Here is a 23,740-nt window from a genome sequence, read left to right on the forward strand (position 1 = left end):
TAGGCGATTCTTGAGGGAATAGCTCAGGTGCTCAAGGCTAGTTTGAGAGAATGGGGAAAGCCTTAGTTTTTTGATTGGGCAGCGACGGCTGCGAGAGCTTCCTCGGCATATCGCCGATGATCATCGTCCGATAAGCTTCGACCGATTACCTTTTCCGCAATCATGAGGGCCAGCTCAGCGGATTGGGTTTTGATATCTTGAATGGCCTTTCGTCGCTCCCGCTCGATGTCTTGTGTCGTTTCTTCTTTAATTCTCTGGGATTCGGCACGAAGCCGTTGCTCATTTTCATCAAGCAGTCGTTGAGCCTGTTGCTTGGCCTCTGCCAGGATCGTTTCCACTTCTTTGGCAGCCACCTGCAGCTTGGCATCGTATTCCTTGAGCTTTCGTTCTGCTGCAAGCCGGTTTTGTTCGGCCTGGTCGAGGCTTTCCCTGATCTTTCGTTCACGGGTTTCCAGTGTTTCCAGGATCGGGGGAAGGGCGTACTTATAAAGCACCCATAGGAGGATCCCAAATGACAGGAGTTCCCAAAATATCAGCGACGAAAAGAAATGTGAGTCAAATTGTGGCATAGGTCAGGAGCCCTTTATCCTTTGCCCATGATGATAAAGGCGATGACCAGTCCGTAGAGCGCGATGGCTTCGACCAAGGCAAACCCGATCCACATGTACTTGCCGACTCGAGCTTCCGCCTCGGGTTGACGGGCAACCGCCTCAATCATTTTTCCAAAAATATACCCGATGCCGATACCGGCACCCGCAAAGCCCGCCGCTGCCAGGCCCATTCCCAAAAGTGCTGCTGCTGCAGAATCCATTGTAGTGTTGTCCTCCCAGTTTAAAAGGGACTAATTGTAAAAACGTCCTCTGATCGTTCGTTTGAATGCCGGTTAGTGTAAATGCATCGCGTCGCCGATATAGACGCAGGTTAAAACGGTAAAAATATAGGCCTGAATAAAGGCAATCCCGACTTCTAAGCCATAAAGTGCGATGGTAAAGGAAAAGGGCAGCCATCCTATCAGGAGGCCGCCGGCAATGGTGAGGCCGAACAATACTCCAAGAATCACATGGCCTGCAGTCATATTGGCGAACAATCGGACGGCCAGTGAGATTGGCCTGGCTATTTGACTAATTAATTCAATGGGAATCATTAATGGTAGGAGCCACCCTGGCGTGCCAGGGGGAACGAGTATACCCAGGAATTTTGCCCCATGCAGCTGAAATCCGACGATAAGACTAAGTAGATAGACCCCTACAGCGAACACCCCGGTCACAATAATTTGGCTGGTAATTGTATAGGATCCAGGTATAAGACCGACCAGGTTTGAAAATAAGATAAACAAAAAGAGGGCGCTGATGAGCGGGAAATATCGCATCCCGGAGGCCCCCATCGTGTCGTGGATAATCCCGCGAATGAAATCGACCAGCAACTCCGCAAGACTTTGGAGCTTGGAAGGCACGAGTGCCCTGGCGCCACCAGCTTTCAATAATAAGAAAGTAACAAGTCCCACCACGACCCACATCATCAAGACAGCCTTATTGACAGAAACGTCAAGGCCGAAAATGGAAAGCGGGAGAAAGTTATGAAGCTCGAAGGGATGTAACGGATCTTCCAAAACTAAACCTTGTGTCTAGCGACTCATTGTTTCCAACGCTGAGCTGCACGGTAGGCGTTGCGAACTCCAGCGATTAATCCCAGTACCAGTCCTATCGCCACACCCCACGGCGTGGTATCCAACACATACGAATCAGTTAACCAACCAAGGAATCCACCGACGATAAGGGCGGCAAGAAGGTCCGTCCCCACTCGCATTGCCTGTCCCAGCCCCGCAAACATTGGATCCTGAGAAGGTGCCATTTTTTCAATCGGCAAGGCGAGTCGTTGGAAGGGGTCACATTCAAGCAAAAAATCCTGAATCATGTCAAGCAACAAAGGTCCCATTTTTCAATATTGTTATGGTAAGGTACAGTCAAGAAAGAAGCAGGATCATGAAGCCACCTCGCGGGTTCAGTTCCGGGTTCATTTTTTGGCCAATATTCACGATGATGAAACATTTTGTGTTACTTCTGATCCTGGCGGTTACCACGAGTGGGAATTCCGTGTGGGCCACTTCATCCGGGGTTGATGATTTACCGGATTTAACGGGTGGTGTGGTGCCTGTGGTTCAATATAAGCAACTCGACCCCTTCTCTGGAAACGATATATTAACGTCAGTGAGTGAAGTTGAGTATACGGTGAAGGTCAAAAACCAAACGGGCCATCCGCTAATTGCCGTTTCTTTGGTCCTGGTGGTGGATTCCGTCCTGGAAATTTCCGGAAAAGAGATCATCAACCGTGTCAGAATCGAAGGTTCCGATGGATTGACCCAGGAGGGGAAACCTTTTTTCAGAATTCCCAGTTCAGGGGCGGACCTGTCACCCTATGGAGAGAGTGAGTCGGTCACCATACGGGTGACGAATCCTGATTTTCTTCGATTTTATCCTCCCGGTGTTCGGGTTCGCGGGATTCGGCGCTCTTCTGAAAAAGCCGTCAAGGATCTGCTCGAAACCCTGGTGCAAAAGGGGTTGTTGTCTCCAGAAGACGCCATGCAGGCATTGGAATCTCCTTCATCAGGTAGTCCTTAACCCTTGTCCCCCATTTCCAAGCATGCCGAACGAGGAGGTCCTTCCTCGGTTCGTTCGAATCCGTATTTTCCTCTTATTCAGCATTGTTTCCCTGCTTTTGATGATCCCTTTGACCTCTTTGGCCGAGTGACCGGATATGCTCCGCATTCATTTTTTATGGAGCAGGATGCCGTTCAGGAAGGAGTGGCGCATCGTTATTCTTATTTGGGTTGCGATCCCTATCGCGTCGTTCGGGGAAGGGGACACACGTATGAAACTGTTACGATGGATAAGAAGGAAACCCACATTGGGGATCCATTCGCGTTGTTGCAGCGTACCTTTGTAGGTCAGCCCGTCAGTTCGTGGTCCCACCTCCCGCCTTTCCAGGGAGGAGCGGTCGGCTGTTTCAGCTACGACCTTGTTCGTAGGTTTGAGGTGTTACCGGAACGCCTACGGGATGATCTGCATTTTCCTGATCTATACTTTCTGTTTGTCGAGATGTTTGTCATAGTGGATCATCACGCGCCAGGAGCCTGGCTGATTTTTGCACCTTCGCCGGACCGCCTGGCGACCGAAAGCTGGGATCACTTGTATCGAGAAGGGCAGGAGCGCTTGTCTGATCTGCAAGCCAAGGTAATGATCCCTGAGAATCTCCCAACGAAGATGCACTCCCCCAGGTCTTCACTTCGCATAGAGGGGGAGCAATCGTCTCTGGAGTATATGGATCGCGTGCGTACCTGCCAGCAGTACATTGCGGCGGGAGATATTTATCAGGCTAACCTCTCTCATCGATTTCGGATAGAGGGGGTGACTTATGGTTTTGCAAACCAAGCGGAAGCCGGAGCCGACTTATATCGGCAATTGCGCAAGGTTAATCCCTCTCCCCATTCGGCATTTCTTGTATTGGAGTCCGACGTCATTGTGTGTAATTCCCCGGAACGATTAGTCCGCCTTGCAGAAGGACATGCAGATATGCGTCCGATCGCGGGCACCAGGCCTCGTGGCCGAGAACCTCACGATGATCGACTCCTGGCGGAAGATCTGTTGTCGTGTCCCAAGGAACGGGCGGAGCATCTCATGTTGGTTGATTTGGCTCGAAATGATCTGGGACGGGTGTGCGATTATGGGTCCGTTCGTGTCAATGAATTAATGACGGTAGAGCGTTATTCCCACGTCATGCATATGGTTTCCCATATTTCCGGCCGTTTGCGGGACCCTTACCATGGTTTCGATCTCATTCGAGCCACGTTTCCCGGAGGGACGATTACCGGAGTGCCGAAGGTCCACTGCATGGAACTTATCGAGCAGCTTGAGCCAGTTCGTCGGGGAATATACACCGGGTCGATAGGGTTTATTGGATGGAACGGGAATCTTGACTTGAATATTGCCATTCGCACATTGTTGCTCACGAAAGGACACGGATTGCTTCATGTGGGAGCAGGGATCGTGGCTGATTCCGAACCGGACCGGGAGTATCAGGAAACGCTCCAAAAAGCCGAAGCCTTTTTTCAAGTTCTGAAAGGGAACTGCTGACGGCAGATCGCGGATAAGAGATGTGGATATTTCTCAACGGAAAGTTTGTGAAAAAAGAACAGGCTCGGATTTCGGTCTTTGATCATGGGTTTCTGTACGGGGATGGAGTCTATGAAACTCTTCGAGTCTACCAGCGACGAATTTTTTTACTAGAACGGCATCTGGCGCGACTTCGACGATCCTGTGAACTGATCGGGCTGGTCCTTCCAATCCAGGATAATGCGTGGGCGAGCATCATGGCCGAAATGCTGATCCGGAATGGGCTTCAGGATGCCGGTCTGCGCGTGACGATTTCTCGAGGAGAAGGGGAACTCGGGATTGACCCCGGTCTCTGTCCCAGCCCAACAATCGTCGTGATGGCGAAGTCTGTGGTGTCCTATCCTGCTCACATGCGAGAGCAGGGAGTCCGGTTGCAGCTCGTCTCAATTCGACGGAATCCAGAGTCTGCCCAATCGCCGCAAATTAAGTCGCTGAGTTTTCTCAACAATATTCTGGCCAAGCAGGAAGCCGTGCAGGCCGGAGCGTTCGATGCTCTGATGTTGAATATGGGTGGTCATGTGACGGAATGTACAACGAGCAATATCTTTTTTGTGTCCAACCACCGGTTGCATACTCCTTCGGTTGCTTGCGGGATCCTTGAGGGGATCACTCGGGAAGTGGTGATGGTCTTAGCCAGGGAGTTGGGTATTGAATTGGAAGAAGGGGCATATGCGGCCGAGGATGTGCTTCAAGCGGATGAGTGCTTTATGACGAATACAGGTTTGGAAATTATGGCGGTCTCTCAAATTGGAAGAAATCCTATTGGCCAAGGCAGGAGTGGGGAAATCACGATGGCCTTATGGCGGGCTTTCCAAGAGAATTTGGAACGATGGTTGGGACCGGTTGTCACGGGCCCACAGGGATCATGACATTCAACGCTGTGCGGTTTTTATTGGGTTCTTCCCAGTAGCCTCAGTGACCTTGGAAAGATTTTCCTGTTGACAGTGGCTATGGGTTTTCCATGCTAAGCCTTTATAGAACGGAAAGTCTTCCCGGAAATGCGCGCCCACACTATTGGCTCTCCACAGTGCAGATTCGGCAATGCATTGCCCAACCAGAACCATATTTCGTGTTTCTAATCCTGGCCGGTTCCACGGAGCAGCCGACAGCTTTTGCGACCATTGCTGAATCTGATCGACCGCTTTTTTCAATGAGTTCCCTGTCCGCACCAATCCGACTTTAGACCACATCAAACGCCGCAGGGAGTTTCTAATTTTTTCCACATCTTGAGTGGACATCTTCCGGCCGGTGGATTTTCGGAGAAGGGGGGAATCCGAGAAGTTCGGGGAAGAGCCGGTCGTCCAACATGTTGAAGCGGTTTGAGCTGCGCGGTAGCCAAAGACCAGACCTTCCAGCAAAGAATTACTCGCCAGTCGATTCGCACCGTGCACGCCGGAGCAGGCCACTTCTCCAGCCGCAAACAGGCCTGGAAGGGTAGAGGCCCCATGCAGATCGGTTTTGACTCCCCCCATAAAATAATGGGCGCTAGGGGAGACGGGGATCCATTCCTCTGTGATGTCGATATCATACCGTAAGCAGGTTGAGTAAATGGTAGGAAACCGTTCTTTCAAAAATGTTGCTCCCAAATGCGTCACATCTAAATAGACATGGCGAGCCTTCGTTCGTTGCATTTCCGTCCAGATTGCCCGGGATACAATGTCTCGTGGCGCGAGTTCCTGGCTCCGGTGATAGTTTTTCATGAAGCGTTCGCAGCGATTATTGCGCAGAATCCCTCCTTCTCCTCGTAGCGTTTCAGATAGCAAAAAGGGAGGACTCGAAGGGAGATACAGTGCGGTCGGGTGAAATTGGACGAATTCCATATCCTCCAGCATGGCGCCGGCTCGAAAAGCCATGGCGATGCCATCTCCGGTCGCATTGGGCGGATTGGTGGTTCGAGCATAGACCTGTCCGGCTCCTCCTGTAACCAAAATCGTGGCCGGGGCACAGACGATCTTAAGATGCCCACTCAGTTCATCCAGAATTAATGCTCCCCAGCATCGTCCGTCTTGGATACACAGCTCAACCGCAACATGATTGCCCATCCATGTCAAATTGTTCAGGGTTTGGGCTTTAACGCTGAGCGCACGAACCATTTCGCTTCCAGTGGCATCCCCTCCGGCTCGTAACACTCGGTGGCGACTATGGGCTCCCTCCCGGGTGAACGCCAGTTTGCCATCCACTGTGTCGAATTTTGCTCCCCATTCGATCAATTCATGAATGCGCGTGGGGCCTTCTTCAACGAGTATTTTGGTAGCTGGCCGCGAACAGAGTTGATGGCCGGCTTTTAGGGTATCCGCCAGATGGAGAACCACGTCATCTTCTTCACTCAGGGCGACCGCCACGCCTCCTTGGGCGTAAAAGGAATTATTGTCTTGGGGCCCACCTTTGGCGACCATGGTGACTCGTCCATGTCGACTCAATTCAATTGCGGCTCGAAGGCCCGCGACCCCGGCGCCTAAAATCAGAAAATCCGTGGAAATCATGTGAGAGGAATGGTGAGATGTGACGATGGAAGGCATGGTAATGACTGAAACAGGGAAAAAGGATTGATGATCAAGAGGGAAAATTGAGACGGTGTGTCATACCAAACGGCAGGTCTCCTTCGATCCTGCGGAGCAGAATAACCTGATTGCCACTCCATAACAGGATTCCATGACCGCTCGCTTGAGCAGAAGGTCCCTGGGGCGTGCGTTCCCAGTTGCCTTGCCAGGACACAAAGGCCGAAATCCGGTCTCCATCAATTACCATGCGGTCGATGGTCAGGTCTAACCGAATACTTGAAAACGTGGCGAAATCCTCACGAACATTGGCCTCAAGAAGGTCAAGGTTTTCCAGTGGAAGGAGTAATTCCTGGAAGCCCGAAGCATCTTGATTGACATAGGCCTTTTCCAGTGCTTTGATGGCTTGCACCACCCGTTGGAATCGGGCGTGGTCCTCAGGATATTTGGGGGCCTTTTTCGAACATCCTGTTCCGGCAAGGGAAAAAATGACCGGAAAGGTTATTAAAAGCACAAAAACATGTTTATTCAAAAATTTAAGTAGAATCATGAAATTCTATAATGAAGAAGAATGCCGGAGGGGGTCAAGAGAATTTATAGAAAGTTGATGATTATCAGGTGAAGGACCAGGTATGATACACTGTTTATCTTGACACCTTTCTTGGCCCTATGATAGGTAGTCAGCCGGCAGTAGGGGCCAGTTTGCCAAATACGCGGAGAGAACTTTTCGAACCACAGTAGCAGAAACGATTTCACCCAGGAATGTAACTTTATGTCGAGTGTTGTCAAAAAGCGTAGGAAGAAAATGCGTAAGCATAAACATAAAAAGCTCCTTCGCCGAATGAAATTTGCCAAACGTCGTAATTAATTTCCATAGGCCGGGATGGTCAAGGGCTTGCATATGACCCAGGGGAAAAAAACTCGTATTCGGGTCCGTTCCTCTCTGTCATCCTATGTGGGAGATATCTTGATCCCGCCTATGCGAAATCGAATTTCAGATGTGTTAAATGATGAGTCTGTTTTGTTTATTAACCTAACAGATGTGCTGATCAATGACACTGAACATTCTGCTTTTGTGGCGTTAAATAAAAATCAGATCGAATCGGTTATTCAACTCGACTAACCCCTAATTCGTCTTTTTTCTCGCCTTGTTGCACCTTCCGATTGTAGTTTTAGGACATTCCATTCTTTCCCTCAACGGATACGATCACTGTTCGTGTAAGCCTCTATGAATTATCTGTCTCGATTTATTCCCTTCCTCCGTCCGTATTTGATGCCCATGGTCGGTGCGGGGGTCCTGGTGATGGGGGTTGCGGCCTGCAACCTGTTACTCATCCGGTTGGGTGGCACGCTGTGGGATCTTATTACGGTCCAACGAGATTTGCCGAAATTGACAAGCATGGTATGGGTCTTTGTCGGGTTGGTGATCGGACAGGGCCTCTTATCCATGGCTCATAGTTATTTGACCGCGCTTGCTTCCCAGCATGTGATGGCGGATTTTCGTACTCACGTTTTTTCTCACCTCCATCGGTTGTCACTGAATTTTTTCGCAAAACGGCGAACAGGAGAGTTGATTTCCAGATTGATGAACGATGTCGGGGTGATTCAAAATTTATTAACTGAGACCCCGATGGATGCCCTGAAGCATCTCGTGACCATCATCGGGGGGGTGGGATTTTTGTTGGTGATGAATTGGCGGTTGTGTGTCCTGATTCTCATAGTTTTGCCATTGCTGGCCATCGTCGCCAGGATGTTTGGAAGGCGTTTGAAATTTTTATCCATGCAAATTCAGGATCAAACGGCCCACGTTACCACGCTGATTGAAGAAGTGGTGTCAGGCATTCGTGTGGTCAAATCGTTTGTTCAGGGTAAACGAGAGGACGCGCGGTTTCGTTCAGCCGTAGAGACTTTATTAGCGACCACCATGAAACGGACAGCGGTGTTGGCCGTATTTGTTCCTGTCATCACCTTCTGTACCTTTGTCATGGCAATTGGGGTCTTATGGTATGGGGGCAAACAAGTCATCGAAGGACAGCTTTCGCCTGGGGAATTATTTGCATTTGTTCTATTTGCGGGGATTTTAATTGGCCCGTTTGGGTCGGCGGCCCGAATGTTCTCTCAGGTCAAAGAAGTGCAAGGAGCGATGACCAGGGTGTTTGAACTCTTGGATACGCCACTGGAAATCCATGATAGTCCGATGGCGAAGGCCTTATGGCCCATTCATGGGAAGGTCGAGTTCGATCGCGTGCAATTTGGCTATGAGGGCCGATCCCCCGTGTTGGATGCGGTGTCATTTTCGATTCAGGCCGGGGAATGTGTGGCGTTAGTAGGACCCACCGGAGCCGGGAAAACAACTATCGTGAATTTACTGCATCGATTTTATGATCCAACTGCCGGTCGGGTCCTTATCGACGGGCATGATCTCAAATCCATTCAAGTGGAGAGTTTGTATCAACAGTTAGCTCTCGTGCCGCAGGAAACCCTGCTTTTTGGTGGAACGATTGCGGACAATATCCGGTATGGTCGAGCCGATGCCCCTGAATCTGACATGATTGATGCCAGTCGCCGAGCCAATGCCCATGAATTTATTCAGTCGCTCCCTGATGGCTATGGGACGATTCTCGGTGAAAAAGGGATCAATTTGTCTGGGGGGCAGCGGCAGCGCATTGCCATTGCCAGGGCGTTGCTGAAAGACCCGAGAATTTTGATCCTGGATGAAGCCACCTCCGCATTAGATAGCCAGTCGGAATCGCTGGTCCAGTCGGCGTTAACGGAACTGATGAAGGGACGCACCACCCTCATGATCGCGCATCGGTTTTCTTCTATTCAACGGGCGCATCGTATTCTGGTTCTGCATAAAGGCACAATTGTGGAAGAAGGACAGCACGAGGAACTGCTTGCCAAGCGTGGGCTCTATCATCACCTCTATACACTTAGAGAAGTCGAGGGAATAACGGAGCCTCTGGAAGACTCCGCACAACCGTTGTCTCAATAAAGAGTCATATGAGCCGGGCGGAACATAAATAAAAACGGGCTTTTGCCCGACATTGAAACGGGAATAGGTCGTGGTTGCGAATTCGCTAATCCGGTTTTCGTGAAAAATGGGGTTAATGAATTTTGGAAAAGTCGGCTGGTATGTTAATCAGTTTTCCATCAGGAAAAAACACTGCGAGGGTTCCAGGCGCCATTGGATCGAAGTCGGCATAGGCGAAGCGTGCTGTAAACCTCGATCGAAAGCTGACGGTATCCCCTGGATTTTTTCGGCCGCGCTCAGCCGGCCCAATATCCACAGGGCGAATGGTGGTTGAACCCTGCTGGAGAGCAATTTCTGCTCCTTCCGCAAAGAACTCATCCTCTCCGCAAAGGCGAACCTCGACTTCCAGGTAGGGCATTTCCAGAATTTCCTGGATTTTGGCTTCTGGCATACGAATGTCTTGCTTCTGGCGTTTGGATTCTGCCGCTTCGCGGCGCCCAAAGTATTCCAACCAATAGAGGCGCGTTCTTAAAATGGCATGGGCCCCACAGGGTTCCACTTCCGGGTCAGCGCCGACCCGAACCGCACGCTCCGAGGCTTTCATCACTGCTGCCACATCCTCTACCGAATCGGCTTGTTCCATAGTTTTGCGACCAGCTGCCATGGCCTTATTGGCCTGATCTAATGTAATGGACAGTTCGATTGCGGAGGAGAGCGATGGCTGGATCCCCATACCGATCACGGTGAGGGCACAAAAAGTGAGAGGGAGACGAATGTACAAAGACAGCAATGAAACCATGCGCATTCTCCTTGGTACTTTCGAGGCATGACTCAGGATGAATGCCGGAATTGTAGAGGACACCTTAAGCCATTGCAATCCCTGGATGGTGCCCGGTAGGAGAGCGGGCATATCTGAACTCCTGCCCATGTCGGCATGGGGGGGAGACTGGAAAAGTGATTTCTAGTTGACTCCCTCATGCCGCTCCGGTAGATTAGCGAACTGTTTGATTTATTACATACATAGGCGGCCGTCCCCCTACGGCACCAGTTATTTGGGGTTCTCGCCTCAGGTAAGCAATCCCTTATCACACGGAATAAATGTCGAACGTAAATTTCCCTTGAAGGGGTGTGGATTGCGAAGGACACCATCATGGAGAAACAATGAATCTTGAGAAAGTTGAGCGTGTATACAGTGCGTACGCATCTGTTTATGACCATACCTTTGGTAAAGTATTTCAGCAATCGCGCGAATCGGCGGTCCGAGGGCTTCCTATTGAGCCTGGGCATCGGGTTCTTGAAGTTGGCGTAGGAACCGGGGAAGCGCTTCCTCTTTATCCCTCCTGTTGCGAAGTTCTTGGCATTGACCTCTCAGATGGTATGTTGGAACATGCTCGGCGTCGGGTTCAGGAGCACCGCTTGGATCATGTGACCCTTAAGAGAATGGATGCCGGGAAAATGGATCTTCCGGATAATCACTATGATATTGTGATGGCGGCCTACGTCGTCACGGCAGTTCCTGATTATCGAAGTGTGGTGGACGAAATGATTCGAGTGTGTAAGCCCGGTGGCCGGATCATTATGCTGAATCACTTTAGCAATGGGAATAAAGTGATTGCGGCGGTAGAAAAATGGATTTCTCCCCTGTGTAAGCATATTGGATTCCGAACCGATCTCGCATTACACACGGTCCTGGAAGGCACATGTCTAATGGTGGTCAATAAAAAGAAAGTGAATCCTTTGCGTTTCTGGCATTTGGTGGAATGTGTGAATAAGAAGAACGGTCAACAGGCTTTGTTCACAAATGGTTTTGCGTTGAATGGACATTCTTAGACCTCTCTACCCATTTTCGCCCTGTCGCATCCCTTCCTGCCTCCTAACCTATTTCTCTATCTAAGCTATATGACGAAGGGTGCGTCTTGTCCCTCGTTGATTGGCTCCTTGTTCTGAATCAACCCCAAGACTTACCTCATGAAGGTTGCTCTCTGCCTCCAGCATGTCTTGTTTGAAGGTCCTGGCGTCTTTCGTCGGGCTCTAGAAACTCGTGGGTATGCCGTCCGAAATGTGGTCGTCCCTGCTGAGGGTTTTCCTGCAGATCCAGGTGATTTTCTGCTCATCATGGGAGGACCGATGTCCGTCAATGATAGTGATCCGTGGATTGAGGCCGAACGCCAATTTGTAAAGATGGCTCTCGCGCGTGATATTCCTGTCCTGGGTATTTGTTTCGGCGCGCAGGTGCTGGCCAAAGCGTTGGGTGGTTCGGTGACACCGGGGCCAAAATTTGAAATCGGCATGGGTTCCGTGTCCCTGACCGATATGGGACAGATCGATCCCATCTTGCGTGCCATGCCTCAGAACTTTCTCGTGTTTCAATGGCACGGGGAAGGGATCACTCTTCCTCCGGGAAGCACGCATCTGATGACTTCTGCTGATTTTCCCGTTCAGGCATTCCGGATGACGGATCGAACGTATGGTCTTCTGTTTCATCTGGAATTGGAGGAAGCGGGAATTGTGGCCTTGTGTCGTGAATGTCCGCAAGATGTTCAACGAGGGGGGATGACACCAGCGTCTATTCAGGCCCGGTCGCGACCTCATCTACCCAGGCTTCATCAATTGGCTGATCGCTTCCTTGAACATTTGGTTGGGACGGGGTGACACCTGCTTCTGAATTCACGTCCCTATTGCCCGTTTCGAAATGATTTTTTCCGGGACGGTACCGTAACGGGTCCCATATTTGGTACCGTAACAGGCTCATATTCACCAGTTTCCGAAAAGGAGTACGAATTCATGGCAGGGTTTCCTATTCAGTATGCAGAAAGAATCCGCACGCTCCCCCCCTACCTATTCGCCGCCATCGATGACATGAAACGCAAGGCCATCGAGCGTGGCATGGACATCATTAATTTAGGCATTGGTGATCCTGATTTGCCGACTCCTGAACCCATCATTGAATCATTACGACGCGAGGCCGGGAATCCCAAGCACCATCAGTACCCTTCGTATGATGGCATGTTGTCATTTCGGACTGCGGTCGCCGATTGGTATCAACGTCGGTTTGGCGTGACCCTGGACCCCAAAACAGAAGTTGTGACGTTGATCGGGTCAAAAGAAGGCATCGGTCATATTCCCTTGGCCTTTATCGACCCGGGAGATATCGTGTTGGTTCCGAGCCCCGGATATCCGGTGTACCCCGTCGCAACCAGTTTTGCCGGGGGAATCTCCTATACCATGCCGTTGACGAAAGAGAATGGGTTTTTGCCGGACCTGTCTGCCATTCCCAAGGATATTGCCCAAAAAGCCAAAATGATGTTTCTCAACTCCCCGAATAATCCTACGTCGGTGGTGGCGAGCAAGGAATTTTTTCAACAAGTGGCGGATTTTGCGCAAGAGCATCAGATTATTGTCTGCCATGACGCGGCCTATTCCGAAATATATTATGACGGTAAACGGCCGGCAAGCTTTTTGGAAGCAGCGGGCGCAAAAGACGTGGGGGTGGAATTCCACTCGCTGTCCAAAACGTACAATATGACGGGCTGGCGCATCGGGTTCGCCGTGGGGCGAAAGGAAGTCATCGCAGGTTTGGGGAAAGTCAAAACCAATATTGATTCCGGCGTGTTTCAAGCGATCCAGGAAGCAGGCATTACCGCCTTGCAACTGGATGATTCGGTGACGGAAGGCTTGCGAACGATTTATCAAGAACGGCGGGATGTCCTGGTGCCCGGCTTGAAAAGCATGGGATTGGAACTGGATCCGCCTCCGGCGGCGTTTTACGTCTGGATTGGTGTACCGAAAGGCTTTACCTCGGCGTCCTTCACGGCACATCTTATTGAGAAAGCCGGAATTGTGACCACGCCTGGCAATGGATTTGGCGATCCGGGAGAAGGTTATATCCGGATGACGGTCACGACCACAAAAGAAAAATTAGCAGAAGCGGTGGAGCGCATGAAAAAGATCGGCTGGTAGCTATTCATTTTGGCGGATCTGCGAACAAACGAAATGGCCCAAGAAATCGTGTTTATCGCCTTTGGCTCCAACGCAGGAGATCGCCAGGAATTGTGCGACCGGGCGGTGGCCCTGATGAATTTGCTCCCTCTTTCTCATGTCACCGGAGTGTCTTCGTATTACGAATCCGAACCGGTCGATCCTCAGGGAATGTTGGGACCCACCTGGTTTTATAATGGTGTGGTGAGGCTGGAAACCACACTTAGTGCTCAACGACTTCTGGATATTCTTCAAGAAACCGAACGAGCGTTGGGCCGTGATGAAGGCAACCGTCGCGGTCCACGCACGATGGATTTTGACATTGTATTTTTTGGCCAACAGGTGATTGAACAACCAGGACTCACCGTCCCCCATCCGCGACTCCATCAGCGACGATTTGTGCTGGAACCGCTTGTGGAAGTAGATCCTGATTGGACTCATCCGGTGTTTCATCGTTCGGCGAAAGAGTTGTTAGAGTCTTTGACAGATACCAGTCAGGTCAACAAGTTGGATGTCATCCCCGGGGCGAAGTATGGCTCCCGACAGTCCTGCTCCGGGCCTTCCACTTGATCCATGCGCGTTATCCATTCTGTTCGAAATCTGCATAGCTGGAGAAGAAAACAGGAGGCGTTGGACGGCCCAATCGGGTTTGTCCCCACGATGGGCGCCTTGCATGATGGCCATCTCTCGTTAATACAGCGCGCTCGAAAACACTGTGGAACCGTTGTGGTCAGTGTCTTTGTCAATCCGCTCCAGTTTGGGGAGGCTGAAGATTTAGGCCGCTATCCCCGGAGTTTTTCCGCCGACCGGCGTTTGTGCCGGGAGGCGGGTGTTGATCTCCTCTTTGCTCCTCCTCCAGAAGAATTCTATCCGGAAAATTTTCAAACAACCGTCACGGTGAACCGCCTCACGCGACGCTGGGAGGGTGAAACCCGGCCCACCCATTTTCAAGGCGTGACGACCGTAGTGGCGAAATTATTCTGTCTGGTTCGTCCTCACCGCGCCTATTTCGGACAAAAGGATTATCAACAATCCCTGGTAGTGAACCAGCTCATCCATGATCTCAACTGGGATATGCGAATGGTCCTCTGTCCAACGGTGCGGGAATCCGATGGGCTAGCCGTCAGTTCCCGCAATCGGTACCTCTCAGCCAATCAACGATTGCAAGCCGGGCTCTTATCGAAGGCGTTACGCGAAGGGGGCGATGCCATTAAGACCGGAGTCCGGAATGTTCGGACCATACAATCCCGGATGGAAAAACTTTTACGCAGCGACGCCGATGTGCATCCGGAGTATCTGGCAATTTGCAATTGCAGGAATCTGGAACCATTGACTCAGGTGCGTGGAACAGTTGTCATCTTGGGAGCCGTTAGACTGGGGAACATTCGGTTGATTGATAATCTGCTCGTCCGCTGTCCACGGTCCAGTAGTTAGCTTTGAATCAGCTTGTTCGGGAGTTCATTGGGATTGGGGCCAGTGGGACCTGCCGGGAAATATTCGCCTAAAACCTCACCACATAAGGTAATGGCCTGACACAACGACTCCACGGGGTTCCCTTTGTGAAAGCCATCCTGAATCAAGGCCAGCATATTCTTCCAAGTCTCCGGGGGAACCCGATCCAGGATAGCGCGGTCTGTCAGAATCTCAATCCGGTGTTCGAGTAACGATATAAGAATCAGCACGCCTGTTCCAAGTTCTGTGCGATGCAGACCATGTTCCAGAAATGCCTGATGGGCGCGGAGGTTCGCTTTATAGGCCATTCGTTCGTGTGAGGTGAGGACCCGAATCACCGGGTCGAATGTTCCCAACCAGAATCCGAGTCCATAGGCCGCAATGACTGTCAGCAGAAGCCAACCGGCATTGGTGGCGTGCCACCCCCAGGACATCCATTCCCATTCAATGGTTATGAGGGCACTCAGCGTGAATAAGGCACAGCCTGCTCCGGCCCGATATTGCGTCTCCCGGTATCGCGCTGAGCGTTCGACGATCATCGGCACGATTTCTCCACGAGTATGGCGTTCAGCTTCTGTGACGCTGTGTTGAATGCGTGCCTGATCCTGGTCTGAAAAAGTCATCGTGAATTACCAGCTTCCCGAGGCACCCCCGCCCCCAAAGCTGCCTCCGCCTCCACCAAATCCACCGCTTCCGCCCCCAAACCCTCCCGATCCTCCCATTGGCCAGGACTGTCGAGGCCACCCGAAATTTGAGCCATACCCCAATGGGTTTCGAGTCGATGGACCACCGACGCTATTGAACAAACCAACAAGGAGAGAGGTCACCACACTCGCGAGGATACCCAGCCAGAGCGCCGCGGGAAATGCGACAACAAACGAAAGGAGCATGCCAATTACGCTACCATTTACACGTCGCCGGGAACCTAAGAACAAACCTATCAACGTCCCTAATATGACGGCTAAACCAAAGATTTCCCAAAGTCCAACGTGTTCAGCCTTATTGTCAGCGGAGGATGTCAGGTTTGTATACGTCCCTTCAATCGTCCCGAGGATGGCGTGAGTGCCGGCAATGATGCCTCCGGAGAAATCCCCAACCCGAAAACGTGGAACCACCTCATGTCGTATGATTCGAGAACTTTTGGCATCGGTCAATGTGCCTTCCAACCCATACCCTACCTCAATGCGAACCTTTTTCTCTTGCAGGGCAATCAGGAACAGGACGCCGTTGTCTGTACCCTTTTGGCCAAGTGCCCAGGCTGTTGCCACCTGATGAGAAAACTCTTCCAGGGGGTGACCCTCCAGCGACGCAATTGTGAGAACGGCCACCTGGTTCGAGGTTTTGGATTCATGGGCAGCCAGTGCCGCGTTCAGATCGGAAATGGCAGAAGGTGAGAGAAGATGAGCCTGGTCTACCACCCGACCGGTAAGGGGCGGAACATCCAGGCACCACCCGGTCGCAGCCAGGAAGAAGATACTCAGGAGTCCCACCAAGCCTAACCGGTAAAGGCTCTGCCCTGGTCTCGGCCTCATCATGTTCATGCCGTCCGGTGTACCGATGTCAGGTTAGAACTTCACCTCAGGAGGCGTCGACACCGCCTTTTCATCAGCGACGGTAAAGCTTGGTTTCACCTCAAGTCCCAGGAGGTATTTGGCGGTTAGATTGGTCGGAAAAAATCGAACGCCCTTATTGAACTCCGCGACCTTGTCGATATAGCGCTTGCGGGCGACCGTGATGCGATTTTCCGTGCCTTCCAGTTGGCTCTGGAGATCACGAAAATTTTCATTCGCTTTGAGGTCAGGATATTTTTCCACGACAACCATCAGGCGGGAAAGAGCGGATGATAGCCCCTGTTGGGCCTCCTGGAATTTCTGAAATATACCAGGGTCTTTTAAGGCTTCCGGTGTCAGTGTCAGACCGGCGACTTGAGAGCGTGCTTGGGTCACTCCCTCTAACGTGTCTTTTTCGTGAGCCGCATACCCTTTAACCGTCGCCACAAGATTAGGAATTAAATCGGCCCGACGTTGGTATTGGTTCAAGACTTCGCTCCAGGCGGCATTGGTTTCTTCGTCCAACCCCTGGAGGTCATTATAGCCGCATCCGCTCAGGAACAAGGTCAAGACGAGCAATCCAAGCACAAGGCTTTTGAGAATTCTTTCCATCGTCCATTTCTCCTTTACCAGCAAGCTGGATGTTCAGCAAAATATTTCGCCACTGAAGAGATAGACATCAAATTCCTGGAAACAAGGAAATGAACAATCCAGTTAACAGAAAGGTCCTCGGTTGGATTGGATTTCTGTGAGAAGTCCAGGCGTATCCGGCCATATTGAAATATATCATGTTGGGAAAGACCTCAATGTTCAAGGGATTCACCGGCACCCATTTGTGCGGCTAACAGATCATCAAGTTGAGCCGGGGAGTAGGTTGGGGGTTTGACCCATTTGCCGTCTTCCCGTTTGTGTCCGCCAATTTTACTCATGTTCGACCGGTGGACTTCCTGGAAGACCGGTTCCATGTCAATGCCAAGGGAAACGGCGGTGCCATAGACGACATACAATAAATCAGCAAGTTCTTTCGCAATAGACGGTAAGTCCTTTTCATGCATGGCTTCCTGAAGTTCATCAAATTCTTCCTGGATGAGACGTTTCCGAAGGATTTGGGTCGGTTCATCCGGGATAGAGGGAGTAGGAGACACGTGGATCTCGAATTGCTTGTGGAATTCTTGGACCATGCGTTGCGCGTCGTTCAATGTTCTTGACCTCCTCTGGCTCTTACCTAATTAAAGCGCAGAAATGAAAAATAATCTTTTACATGGCGACGATCAGATAAATGTCGTTCACGTTCGTGCCGGTTGGGCCGGTCATGATGTGGCCGTGGATCTGTTGGAAGAAGGTATAGCTGTCATGTTCATGTAACGCGTGCTCAATGGAGAGCCCTTGCTTCTTGGCCCGCTGAACCGTCTTCCCATCGGCGACCGCACCGGCCGCATCGGTTGGTCCATCGGTCCCGTCCGTGCCAAACCCTGCCACAAATACATTCGTGAGTCCAGCCAATTCCCGGGCTGCGGCCAGGACGCATTCCTGTGCCCGCCCACCCCGGCCTTTTCCGTTCACGATGACCGTCGGTTCTCCTCCGGCGATGAGACAGGCTGGTGGATGAACCGGGTTGCCGAATTCGACGAGGTCCCTGGCTAAACCTCCCAGAATGCTGCCGATCTCCTTTGCTTCCCCTTGCAAGGGGTAGGGGAGAATGAAGGGCTTGAGTCCTAACAGCTTGGCAGTTTTGGCCACGCCTTCGAGGGCCTGACGGTTGTTGGCAAGAACGATATGCCGATTTCGTAAGGCCTGTTGTCTGGTTGCCTTCAATGGTGCGGGAATTGGCTTGGAACGTGCTCGTTGTAAGTGGCGTTGTACGGATTCAGGCGCTTTGCGCCAAATCAAATACTGTTGAAGAATGTCTATGGCATCCTGAAACGTGGAGGGATCTGTGACCGTCGGGCCGGATCCAATGGTGGAGAGGTCATCTCCTAAAACATCGGACATGATTAAGGTCAGGGTAGTCGCCGGGGTGGATTGGGCTAATTGTCCGCCTTTGATGGCGGACATATGTTTTCGGACGACATTTATCTCATGAATGGTGGCTCCGGATCGCAGGAGTAACTGGGTGGTCCGTCGTTTGGCAGATAAGGTAAGGCCGATTGATGGCGAGCAGAGCAGGCTTGAAGCTCCACCTGAAAGTAAAACAATCAACAAGTCTTCTTGAGAAAGCGATTGAGTCAGGGCCAGGAGTTGTTTCGTGGCTTTTACCCCTCGTCTGTCCGGCGTCGGATGTGCGGCTTCAAACATGCGAATCCTGTCGCAGGGGGCATCATATCCATCCGGGACAATGACCATTCCGCCTTCAAGCCGATCTCCGAGCATTTGTTCCAGGGCTATCGCCATCCGTGCGGAGGCTTTTCCCGCTCCGACGCAAACGATGCGACCATAGCGGGTCAGATTGTAGTGGAGACGATGAACCTGAAGTCGGTTCTTGGTGAGATGGAGGGTATTTGCGATGGCGAGAGCAGGATCGCACGCCTCCAGGCCGGCATCAATAAGGGATTTTAATATTCGTTTCGCGGTCGGATTGGCCTGTTGGACGATGACGCGTGTTTTTTTAAGGTGTGATACTGACATGGAGGTGATTGATGAAGAATTTATTGTGAAGAGCGTGATGGCTTTTCTGAAAACATTGTCTGCAATGTAGCATATTATCAATAGAAACGAGTTTGAGGAATGCAAGGTGAAATTCTGCCACCCTTAGTCAACACAAGGAGTTTTTCCAATATGGTGAAAGGTCGTTGGTGCGTTCACCGGCTGTATGAAGGCATAGCCCGGAACACAATTTAATGAGGGGGAGAGGAGATAGAGGACATCCGCCCTGGTGGGTCGGAAGGGGTTTGTCCGGTTGCGAGGGGAGACTGACGCCAGAGTCTTTGGTGAACCATGTTGCTCAGTTCGATCAGCGAATAGGGCTTGGTAATCACTCCGTCGAATCCATGGGAGGCATAATTGGCCATGATTGGATCATTTGAATATCCGCTGGAGACGAGTGCCTTGACCTGTGGGTCAAGTTTTTGCAACCGTGCCAAGGTTCCCATACCGCCAAGTTTTCCCGGCACCGTTAAGTCTAAGATCACTAAGAGAAAAGGCGTCTGAGTCTCCATGGCTTGTTGATAGAGGGCCACCGCTTCCTCTCCATCCTTTGCGATCATCACTTCGTATCCACAATGCGATAACATTTCTCGTGCCATGACTCGAATTGATTCTTCATCATCCATGACTAAAATTTTTCCTTGTCCCCGCCGAATCCCCAGGTTCAGGGATTTGGGCGATGAGGTGGCCTTGGGAGATGCAGGGAAGTAGAGTGTGAAGGTGGTGCCTCCGCCGACCTGGGATTCCACGGTCACATGGCCGGCATGTTTTTTTATAATGGCATACGTGGAAGCCAAGCCCAATCCCTGTCCCGCCGACTTTGTCGTAAAGTATGGCTCAAAGATTTTTGGCAAATGATCTTCGGCGATTCCGATTCCCTCGTCGGTGATGGTGACTTTCACATACGGACCGGCAGAAAGAGGCAGAGGACTTCTGACGTCCGGATCGGACAATTGGATGTTTTCGGCGCGAATGGTGATTGATCCTCCGTGGGGCATCGCTTGGATGGCATTCATGAGGAGATTTTGCATCACCTGATTGATTTGACCCGGGTCGGCTTCAACAATCCATAAGTTCGGATCAGCCCAATGTTGGCAAATAAGCGATGACCCGGAAAGAGCCAGTTCGGAAGATTCCTTGATCAACTCGGATAAGGCCACAGATTGTTTAATGGGATCGCCGCCCTTCGAGAAGGTGAGTAATTGGTGCGTCAGGTGTTTGGCATGGAGAGCCGCACGTTCAGCTCGTTCTAAATAGGACTGGCGTTCCTTGGAAAAAGGCAGAATTTGTTTGGTCAGAGTAATATTCCCCAGGATCGTCGTCAGAAAATTGTTGAAATCATGGGCGATGCCCCCGGCGAGATTCCCCACCGATTCCAATTTTTGGGAATGAAGCAATTGGGTTTCCAGGCGCTGTTTTTCCTCTTCAATTTTTTTGCGTTCTGTCACATCTCTTGTAACTCCCGTTATGCCTATGGGGAGATTGTGTTTATTGAGCAGGAGGCTTCCTCGCACTTCCGCCCAGACTGAGGACCCATTGTGATGTTGATGTTCCAAGACTAACAAGAACGACTGGTTTGGCTCTTGGGTGCGGGATTGGTGATGAGCGCGTTCGTGTTGAATGGCCTTCCTCAGAGTGACCATGGAAGCCGGTGTCAGAATGGTCTCTGGCGAAAGCCCGTCAAGATCATACCCCGAATACCCCAACAACCGTTCCAGAGAGGGGCTGATGTAGGAAAACCTCGATCCCTCCAGGTCCATGACCCAAATGACATCGGATATCTTTTCAACCACCATTCGATACCGGGCTTCCGATTTTTGTAAATCGGCAGTCCGAATCCCCACAAGCGATTCAAGATGGTCTTTGTGATGAAGGAGTTCCTTTTCGATGTCTATCCGGGTTTGGATCTCCTGACTTAATGATCGATTGAGCGTTTCGGCCTGAGAGTGGGCCTTCTTCAATTGGTGGATTAATTGAAAATTCTCTGTTTCCAATGTGAGAGTATTTTTTACCATGAAAAAATTTCGGTAGGCGGTGACCGTAATCACAGCGAGAAACGTGAATCCCATGATCCCCACGGATTGATGTGCAGGGTCACCCTGCGCGAAAAATTGATAGGTGAGAGGCAAGGTCGTGGGAAAACTGTAGGCCAAAAAAGCAGGGAAATAGGCGGCATGGACGGCAGTCGAGCCCGCCGCCATTCCTCCCAGCATCAAGGCTAAAAACATTTGGTGGCTTGGTGAAGAAGGGGGGTACAGTGCAATACCCGCCATGCCCCAGATCAGTCCGGAGGCACAATTGCCGGCAACAAACCAGGCCAACCATGTACGTGGATGTACCAGAGGTTTTGATGCGCGGCGATAGGCTAAGACTAAACCTGACCAGAGAAGGTTAATCCCCACAATACCGATGATCCATCCCGACACGATCTTGGTCGGAATGTCATCCATGAGAATATAGGCGACCAGCCCACAATTAATAATGGAGGCCAGAATGGCCATCGGGACTAAGGAAAACAGTTGATGAACCTGTTGACGACGAAGTTCGATTAAGGAGTGGGAAGAGGAAGGGGTTCCTGAGGATCTCATGGGGGTCGGATCCGGCCGATTGAGCATCAACGCTATTCCAAAAACTAAGGAGTCCAGGCATAGACAACACCCCGGCATGGACCCTTCATACCGTCAAACTGATGAAGCAGGGATACTCGGGACGGAATGACCCCTCCTTCTAGCCTATAGCCTGCCTTTCATCAACGACTATGTCAAGACGACTGACGTTTCGGGGATAAAGAAAGGAACATAGGGAAAAGCGGTTAGGGAGGAGGTGCGAATCGGCGCAGAGAGCCTTAATCGGGATTATCCGGGTTCGGGCTGATTCATGTCCGTCTATGATACGATCACCCTAGGATGAAATCGTTCATGCTTCTTCAGAAGACCATAACGGACTGTTCGACCTGTCAACGATTGACGACATATCGTCAAGCCATTGCAAAGGAAAAGGTCAAACGATTTCGGGATTGGGAATATTGGGGACGGCCTATTTCCGGGTTCGGCGATCCCAGGGCTCAGGTCTTCGTGGTGGGTTTGGCCCCTGCGGCCCATGGAGGAAACCGCACGGGACGGGTGTTTACCGGTGATCGAAGCGGAGACTGGTTGTATGAAGCGCTGCATGCCTTCGGGTTTGCCAACCAGCCGGATTCAACCCACCGGGAGGATGGGCTCACGTTGAACGATTGTTATGTTGCGGCGGTGGTACGCTGTGCCCCACCGGCCAATAAACCCACAAAAGCGGAATTCGCCGCCTGCCGTCCTTATTTGCAGGAAGAATTACGATTATTGCGGCGGGTCAAAGTTGTTGTGGCGCTTGGGAAGATCGCCTTTGATGAATACTTGCGGACCTGCCAGACCATGGGTCGGCAGGTGCCTTCTCCACGACCGAAATTCAGCCATGGGGCCCAATATGCCTTATCCTGGGGTGTGACCTTGGTCGGGTCTTACCATCCCAGTCAGCAAAATACCTTTACGGGTACACTCACCCGTCCGATGTTTCACGGGATATTTAGCACCGTCCGCAAGCTGCTCACACCATCCTGACCGGTGCGGGCTCCTCTGCTCATGATGGTCCGATTAGGTCTAGTTGGAGGGCCTGGCTTCCCAATCGGAGAGAAATTTTTTTAAACCATTATCTGTCAACGGATGTTTGATGAGCTGTTGAAATACGCCAAAGGGCATCGTGCAAATATGTCCGCCGGTGAGAGCCGCCTCGACGACATGTTGGGGGTGGCGAACGCTGGCGACGAGAACCTGTGTGGTGAAATTATAGTTTTCGTAGATCGTCAGGATTTGTCGAATGAGTTCCATCCCATTGGAACTAATGTCGTCCAATCGGCCTATGAATGGCGAGACGCACCATGCCCCTGCTTTAGCGGCCAATAAGGCTTGAGTTGGAGAGAAACATAATGTGACGTTGACCCGGATTCCTTCGCTGGACAATTGCTTCGTGGCCTTGAGCCCTTCCGGAATAAGTGGACATTTCACCACGATATTTTTGTGAATCTTCGCTAATTCTTTTCCTTCCTTTACCATGGCCGCCGCTTCAACACTGACCACTTCGGCGCTGATGGGACCATCCACAATTCCGCAAATTTCCAGGAGGAGATCTTTGAAATCACGCCCTTCTTTTGAGACAAGCGAAGGGTTGGTGGTGATGCCGTCTACCAGGCCATAACTGGCCGCTTCACGGATCTCTTTGACACTTCCGGTATCGAGATAGAGCTTCATATCGAATCCCCTTTTTAGGTTTTAAGCTGGTGTTCCCTGAGTGGTCTCGTATGCCATTGTAATCCACGCCCTTGTCTTGTACAAATTTTCTTATCCATTGTCTGGAAGAAAAAAAATTATATGATAAGCCTGCCTGACGTGTCGTCCCCCTAGGAGGGCGTGCCGGCCCTTTCGAAGGACAGGTCCCTCATGCGGT

The 23,740-nt window shown here is 51.2% G+C and carries 26 protein-coding genes; 12 read left to right on the forward strand and 14 right to left on the reverse strand.

What is annotated here, in order from left to right; all coding sequences use genetic code 11:
* Positions 1-62 precede the first annotated feature (62 nt).
* The 4 genes from atpF to LX98_RS01565 all read right to left on the reverse strand — a co-directional run bounded on the left by atpF (position 63) and on the right by LX98_RS01565 (position 1,914).
* Positions 63-569: a F0F1 ATP synthase subunit B gene (gene atpF, locus LX98_RS01550; protein ID WP_312644479.1), complete on the reverse strand. Its 507-nt coding sequence runs from the start codon at positions 567-569 to the stop codon at positions 63-65.
* Between the two features lie 14 nt (positions 570-583).
* Complete coding sequence (gene atpE / locus LX98_RS01555; protein WP_312644477.1) at positions 584-811, reverse strand: ATP synthase F0 subunit C; 228 nt, start codon at positions 809-811, stop codon at positions 584-586.
* 72 nt (positions 812-883) lie between these two features.
* A complete protein-coding gene (locus tag LX98_RS01560) occupies positions 884-1,609 on the reverse strand; it encodes a F0F1 ATP synthase subunit A (RefSeq protein ID WP_312644472.1) in 726 nt (241 codons plus the stop codon).
* Between the two features lie 23 nt (positions 1,610-1,632).
* Complete coding sequence (locus tag LX98_RS01565) at positions 1,633-1,914, reverse strand: AtpZ/AtpI family protein (protein ID WP_312644470.1); 282 nt, start codon at positions 1,912-1,914, stop codon at positions 1,633-1,635.
* Positions 1,915-1,982: 68 nt separating this feature from the next.
* Here LX98_RS01565 and LX98_RS01570 point away from each other — a divergent pair, with 68 nt between their 5' ends.
* Genes LX98_RS01570 through LX98_RS01580 form a run of 3 tightly spaced genes read left to right on the forward strand, consistent with a single transcriptional unit; the run spans position 1,983 to position 5,038 of the window.
* A complete protein-coding gene (locus LX98_RS01570; protein WP_496427228.1) occupies positions 1,983-2,618 on the forward strand; it encodes a hypothetical protein in 636 nt (211 codons plus the stop codon).
* A gap of 3 nt (positions 2,619-2,621) precedes the next feature.
* Positions 2,622-4,130 (forward strand): chorismate-binding protein, encoded by a 1,509-nt coding sequence (locus tag LX98_RS01575; protein ID WP_496427229.1) that lies wholly within the window; start codon positions 2,622-2,624, stop codon positions 4,128-4,130.
* Between the two features lie 47 nt (positions 4,131-4,177).
* The gene (locus tag LX98_RS01580) at positions 4,178-5,038 is read left to right on the forward strand and encodes an aminotransferase class IV (RefSeq protein WP_496427230.1); all 861 of its coding nucleotides are present in this window, start codon (positions 4,178-4,180) and stop codon (positions 5,036-5,038) included.
* Positions 5,039-5,041: 3 nt separating this feature from the next.
* On the opposite strand, the gene nadB is transcribed toward LX98_RS01580, so the two are convergent.
* Both nadB and LX98_RS01590 read right to left on the reverse strand, forming a co-directional pair.
* Positions 5,042-6,688: an L-aspartate oxidase gene (nadB, locus tag LX98_RS01585; RefSeq protein ID WP_496427231.1), complete on the reverse strand. Its 1,647-nt coding sequence runs from the start codon at positions 6,686-6,688 to the stop codon at positions 5,042-5,044.
* Between the two features lie 34 nt (positions 6,689-6,722).
* Positions 6,723-7,217: a hypothetical protein gene (locus LX98_RS01590; protein WP_496427232.1), complete on the reverse strand. Its 495-nt coding sequence runs from the start codon at positions 7,215-7,217 to the stop codon at positions 6,723-6,725.
* A gap of 222 nt (positions 7,218-7,439) precedes the next feature.
* Here LX98_RS01590 and LX98_RS01595 point away from each other — a divergent pair, with 222 nt between their 5' ends.
* The 3 genes from LX98_RS01595 to LX98_RS01605 all read left to right on the forward strand — a co-directional run bounded on the left by LX98_RS01595 (position 7,440) and on the right by LX98_RS01605 (position 9,662).
* On the forward strand, positions 7,440-7,535 hold the full coding sequence (locus LX98_RS01595) for a 30S ribosomal protein bS22 (protein ID WP_312644457.1): 96 nt from the start codon (positions 7,440-7,442) through the stop codon (positions 7,533-7,535).
* A 33-nt stretch (positions 7,536-7,568) separates the two neighbouring features.
* Positions 7,569-7,790 (forward strand): DUF6812 domain-containing protein, encoded by a 222-nt coding sequence (locus tag LX98_RS01600; protein WP_312644452.1) that lies wholly within the window; start codon positions 7,569-7,571, stop codon positions 7,788-7,790.
* 105 nt (positions 7,791-7,895) lie between these two features.
* The gene (locus LX98_RS01605) at positions 7,896-9,662 is read left to right on the forward strand and encodes an ABC transporter transmembrane domain-containing protein (RefSeq protein WP_496427233.1); all 1,767 of its coding nucleotides are present in this window, start codon (positions 7,896-7,898) and stop codon (positions 9,660-9,662) included.
* A 112-nt stretch (positions 9,663-9,774) separates the two neighbouring features.
* Here LX98_RS01605 and LX98_RS01610 read toward each other — a convergent pair whose 3' ends face one another.
* Complete coding sequence (locus LX98_RS01610) at positions 9,775-10,440, reverse strand: hypothetical protein (RefSeq protein ID WP_496427234.1); 666 nt, start codon at positions 10,438-10,440, stop codon at positions 9,775-9,777.
* A 362-nt stretch (positions 10,441-10,802) separates the two neighbouring features.
* Between LX98_RS01610 and LX98_RS01615 the strand changes: the two genes are divergently transcribed.
* The 5 genes from LX98_RS01615 to panC all read left to right on the forward strand — a co-directional run bounded on the left by LX98_RS01615 (position 10,803) and on the right by panC (position 15,053).
* A complete protein-coding gene (locus LX98_RS01615; protein ID WP_496427235.1) occupies positions 10,803-11,471 on the forward strand; it encodes a methyltransferase domain-containing protein in 669 nt (222 codons plus the stop codon).
* 138 nt (positions 11,472-11,609) lie between these two features.
* On the forward strand, positions 11,610-12,293 hold the full coding sequence (locus tag LX98_RS01620) for a glutamine amidotransferase-related protein (protein WP_496427236.1): 684 nt from the start codon (positions 11,610-11,612) through the stop codon (positions 12,291-12,293).
* 132 nt (positions 12,294-12,425) lie between these two features.
* Positions 12,426-13,601, forward strand: coding sequence for an LL-diaminopimelate aminotransferase (locus tag LX98_RS01625; RefSeq protein ID WP_496427237.1), 1,176 nt, complete (start codon positions 12,426-12,428; stop codon positions 13,599-13,601).
* A gap of 33 nt (positions 13,602-13,634) precedes the next feature.
* The gene (folK, locus tag LX98_RS01630; protein WP_496427238.1) at positions 13,635-14,189 is read left to right on the forward strand and encodes a 2-amino-4-hydroxy-6-hydroxymethyldihydropteridine diphosphokinase; all 555 of its coding nucleotides are present in this window, start codon (positions 13,635-13,637) and stop codon (positions 14,187-14,189) included.
* Positions 14,190-14,192: 3 nt separating this feature from the next.
* Positions 14,193-15,053, forward strand: coding sequence for a pantoate--beta-alanine ligase (panC, locus tag LX98_RS01635; protein WP_496427239.1), 861 nt, complete (start codon positions 14,193-14,195; stop codon positions 15,051-15,053).
* Here the strand turns inward: panC and LX98_RS01640 are convergent.
* The 6 genes from LX98_RS01640 to LX98_RS01665 form a co-directional block, all read right to left on the reverse strand.
* Positions 15,050-15,694 (reverse strand): TPM domain-containing protein, encoded by a 645-nt coding sequence (locus tag LX98_RS01640; protein ID WP_496427240.1) that lies wholly within the window; start codon positions 15,692-15,694, stop codon positions 15,050-15,052. The genes panC and LX98_RS01640 overlap by 4 nt on opposite strands.
* A 6-nt stretch (positions 15,695-15,700) precedes the next feature.
* The gene (locus LX98_RS01645; RefSeq protein ID WP_496427241.1) at positions 15,701-16,606 is read right to left on the reverse strand and encodes a TPM domain-containing protein; all 906 of its coding nucleotides are present in this window, start codon (positions 16,604-16,606) and stop codon (positions 15,701-15,703) included.
* 30 nt (positions 16,607-16,636) lie between these two features.
* Positions 16,637-17,233 (reverse strand): LemA family protein, encoded by a 597-nt coding sequence (locus LX98_RS01650; protein ID WP_496427242.1) that lies wholly within the window; start codon positions 17,231-17,233, stop codon positions 16,637-16,639.
* Between the two features lie 191 nt (positions 17,234-17,424).
* Entirely contained in the window at positions 17,425-17,820 is a 396-nt protein-coding gene (locus tag LX98_RS01655; protein WP_496427243.1) for a pyrophosphohydrolase domain-containing protein, read from the reverse strand.
* A 58-nt stretch (positions 17,821-17,878) separates the two neighbouring features.
* Positions 17,879-19,246 carry a DUF4147 domain-containing protein gene (locus tag LX98_RS01660; protein ID WP_496427244.1) on the reverse strand — a complete coding sequence of 456 codons (1,368 nt, stop codon included), beginning with the start codon at positions 19,244-19,246 and terminating at the stop codon, positions 17,879-17,881.
* A gap of 209 nt (positions 19,247-19,455) precedes the next feature.
* Entirely contained in the window at positions 19,456-21,852 is a 2,397-nt protein-coding gene (locus LX98_RS01665) for an ATP-binding protein (protein ID WP_496427245.1), read from the reverse strand.
* Positions 21,853-22,182: 330 nt separating this feature from the next.
* On the opposite strand from LX98_RS01665, the gene LX98_RS01670 reads away from it, so the two are divergent.
* Positions 22,183-22,857 carry a uracil-DNA glycosylase family protein gene (locus tag LX98_RS01670; RefSeq protein ID WP_496427246.1) on the forward strand — a complete coding sequence of 225 codons (675 nt, stop codon included), beginning with the start codon at positions 22,183-22,185 and terminating at the stop codon, positions 22,855-22,857.
* Positions 22,858-22,896: 39 nt separating this feature from the next.
* Here the strand turns inward: LX98_RS01670 and fsa are convergent, their stop codons facing one another.
* The gene (fsa, locus tag LX98_RS01675; protein WP_496427247.1) at positions 22,897-23,544 is read right to left on the reverse strand and encodes a fructose-6-phosphate aldolase; all 648 of its coding nucleotides are present in this window, start codon (positions 23,542-23,544) and stop codon (positions 22,897-22,899) included.
* Positions 23,545-23,740 lie beyond the last annotated feature (196 nt).

The organism is Nitrospira marina (assembly GCF_059568365.1).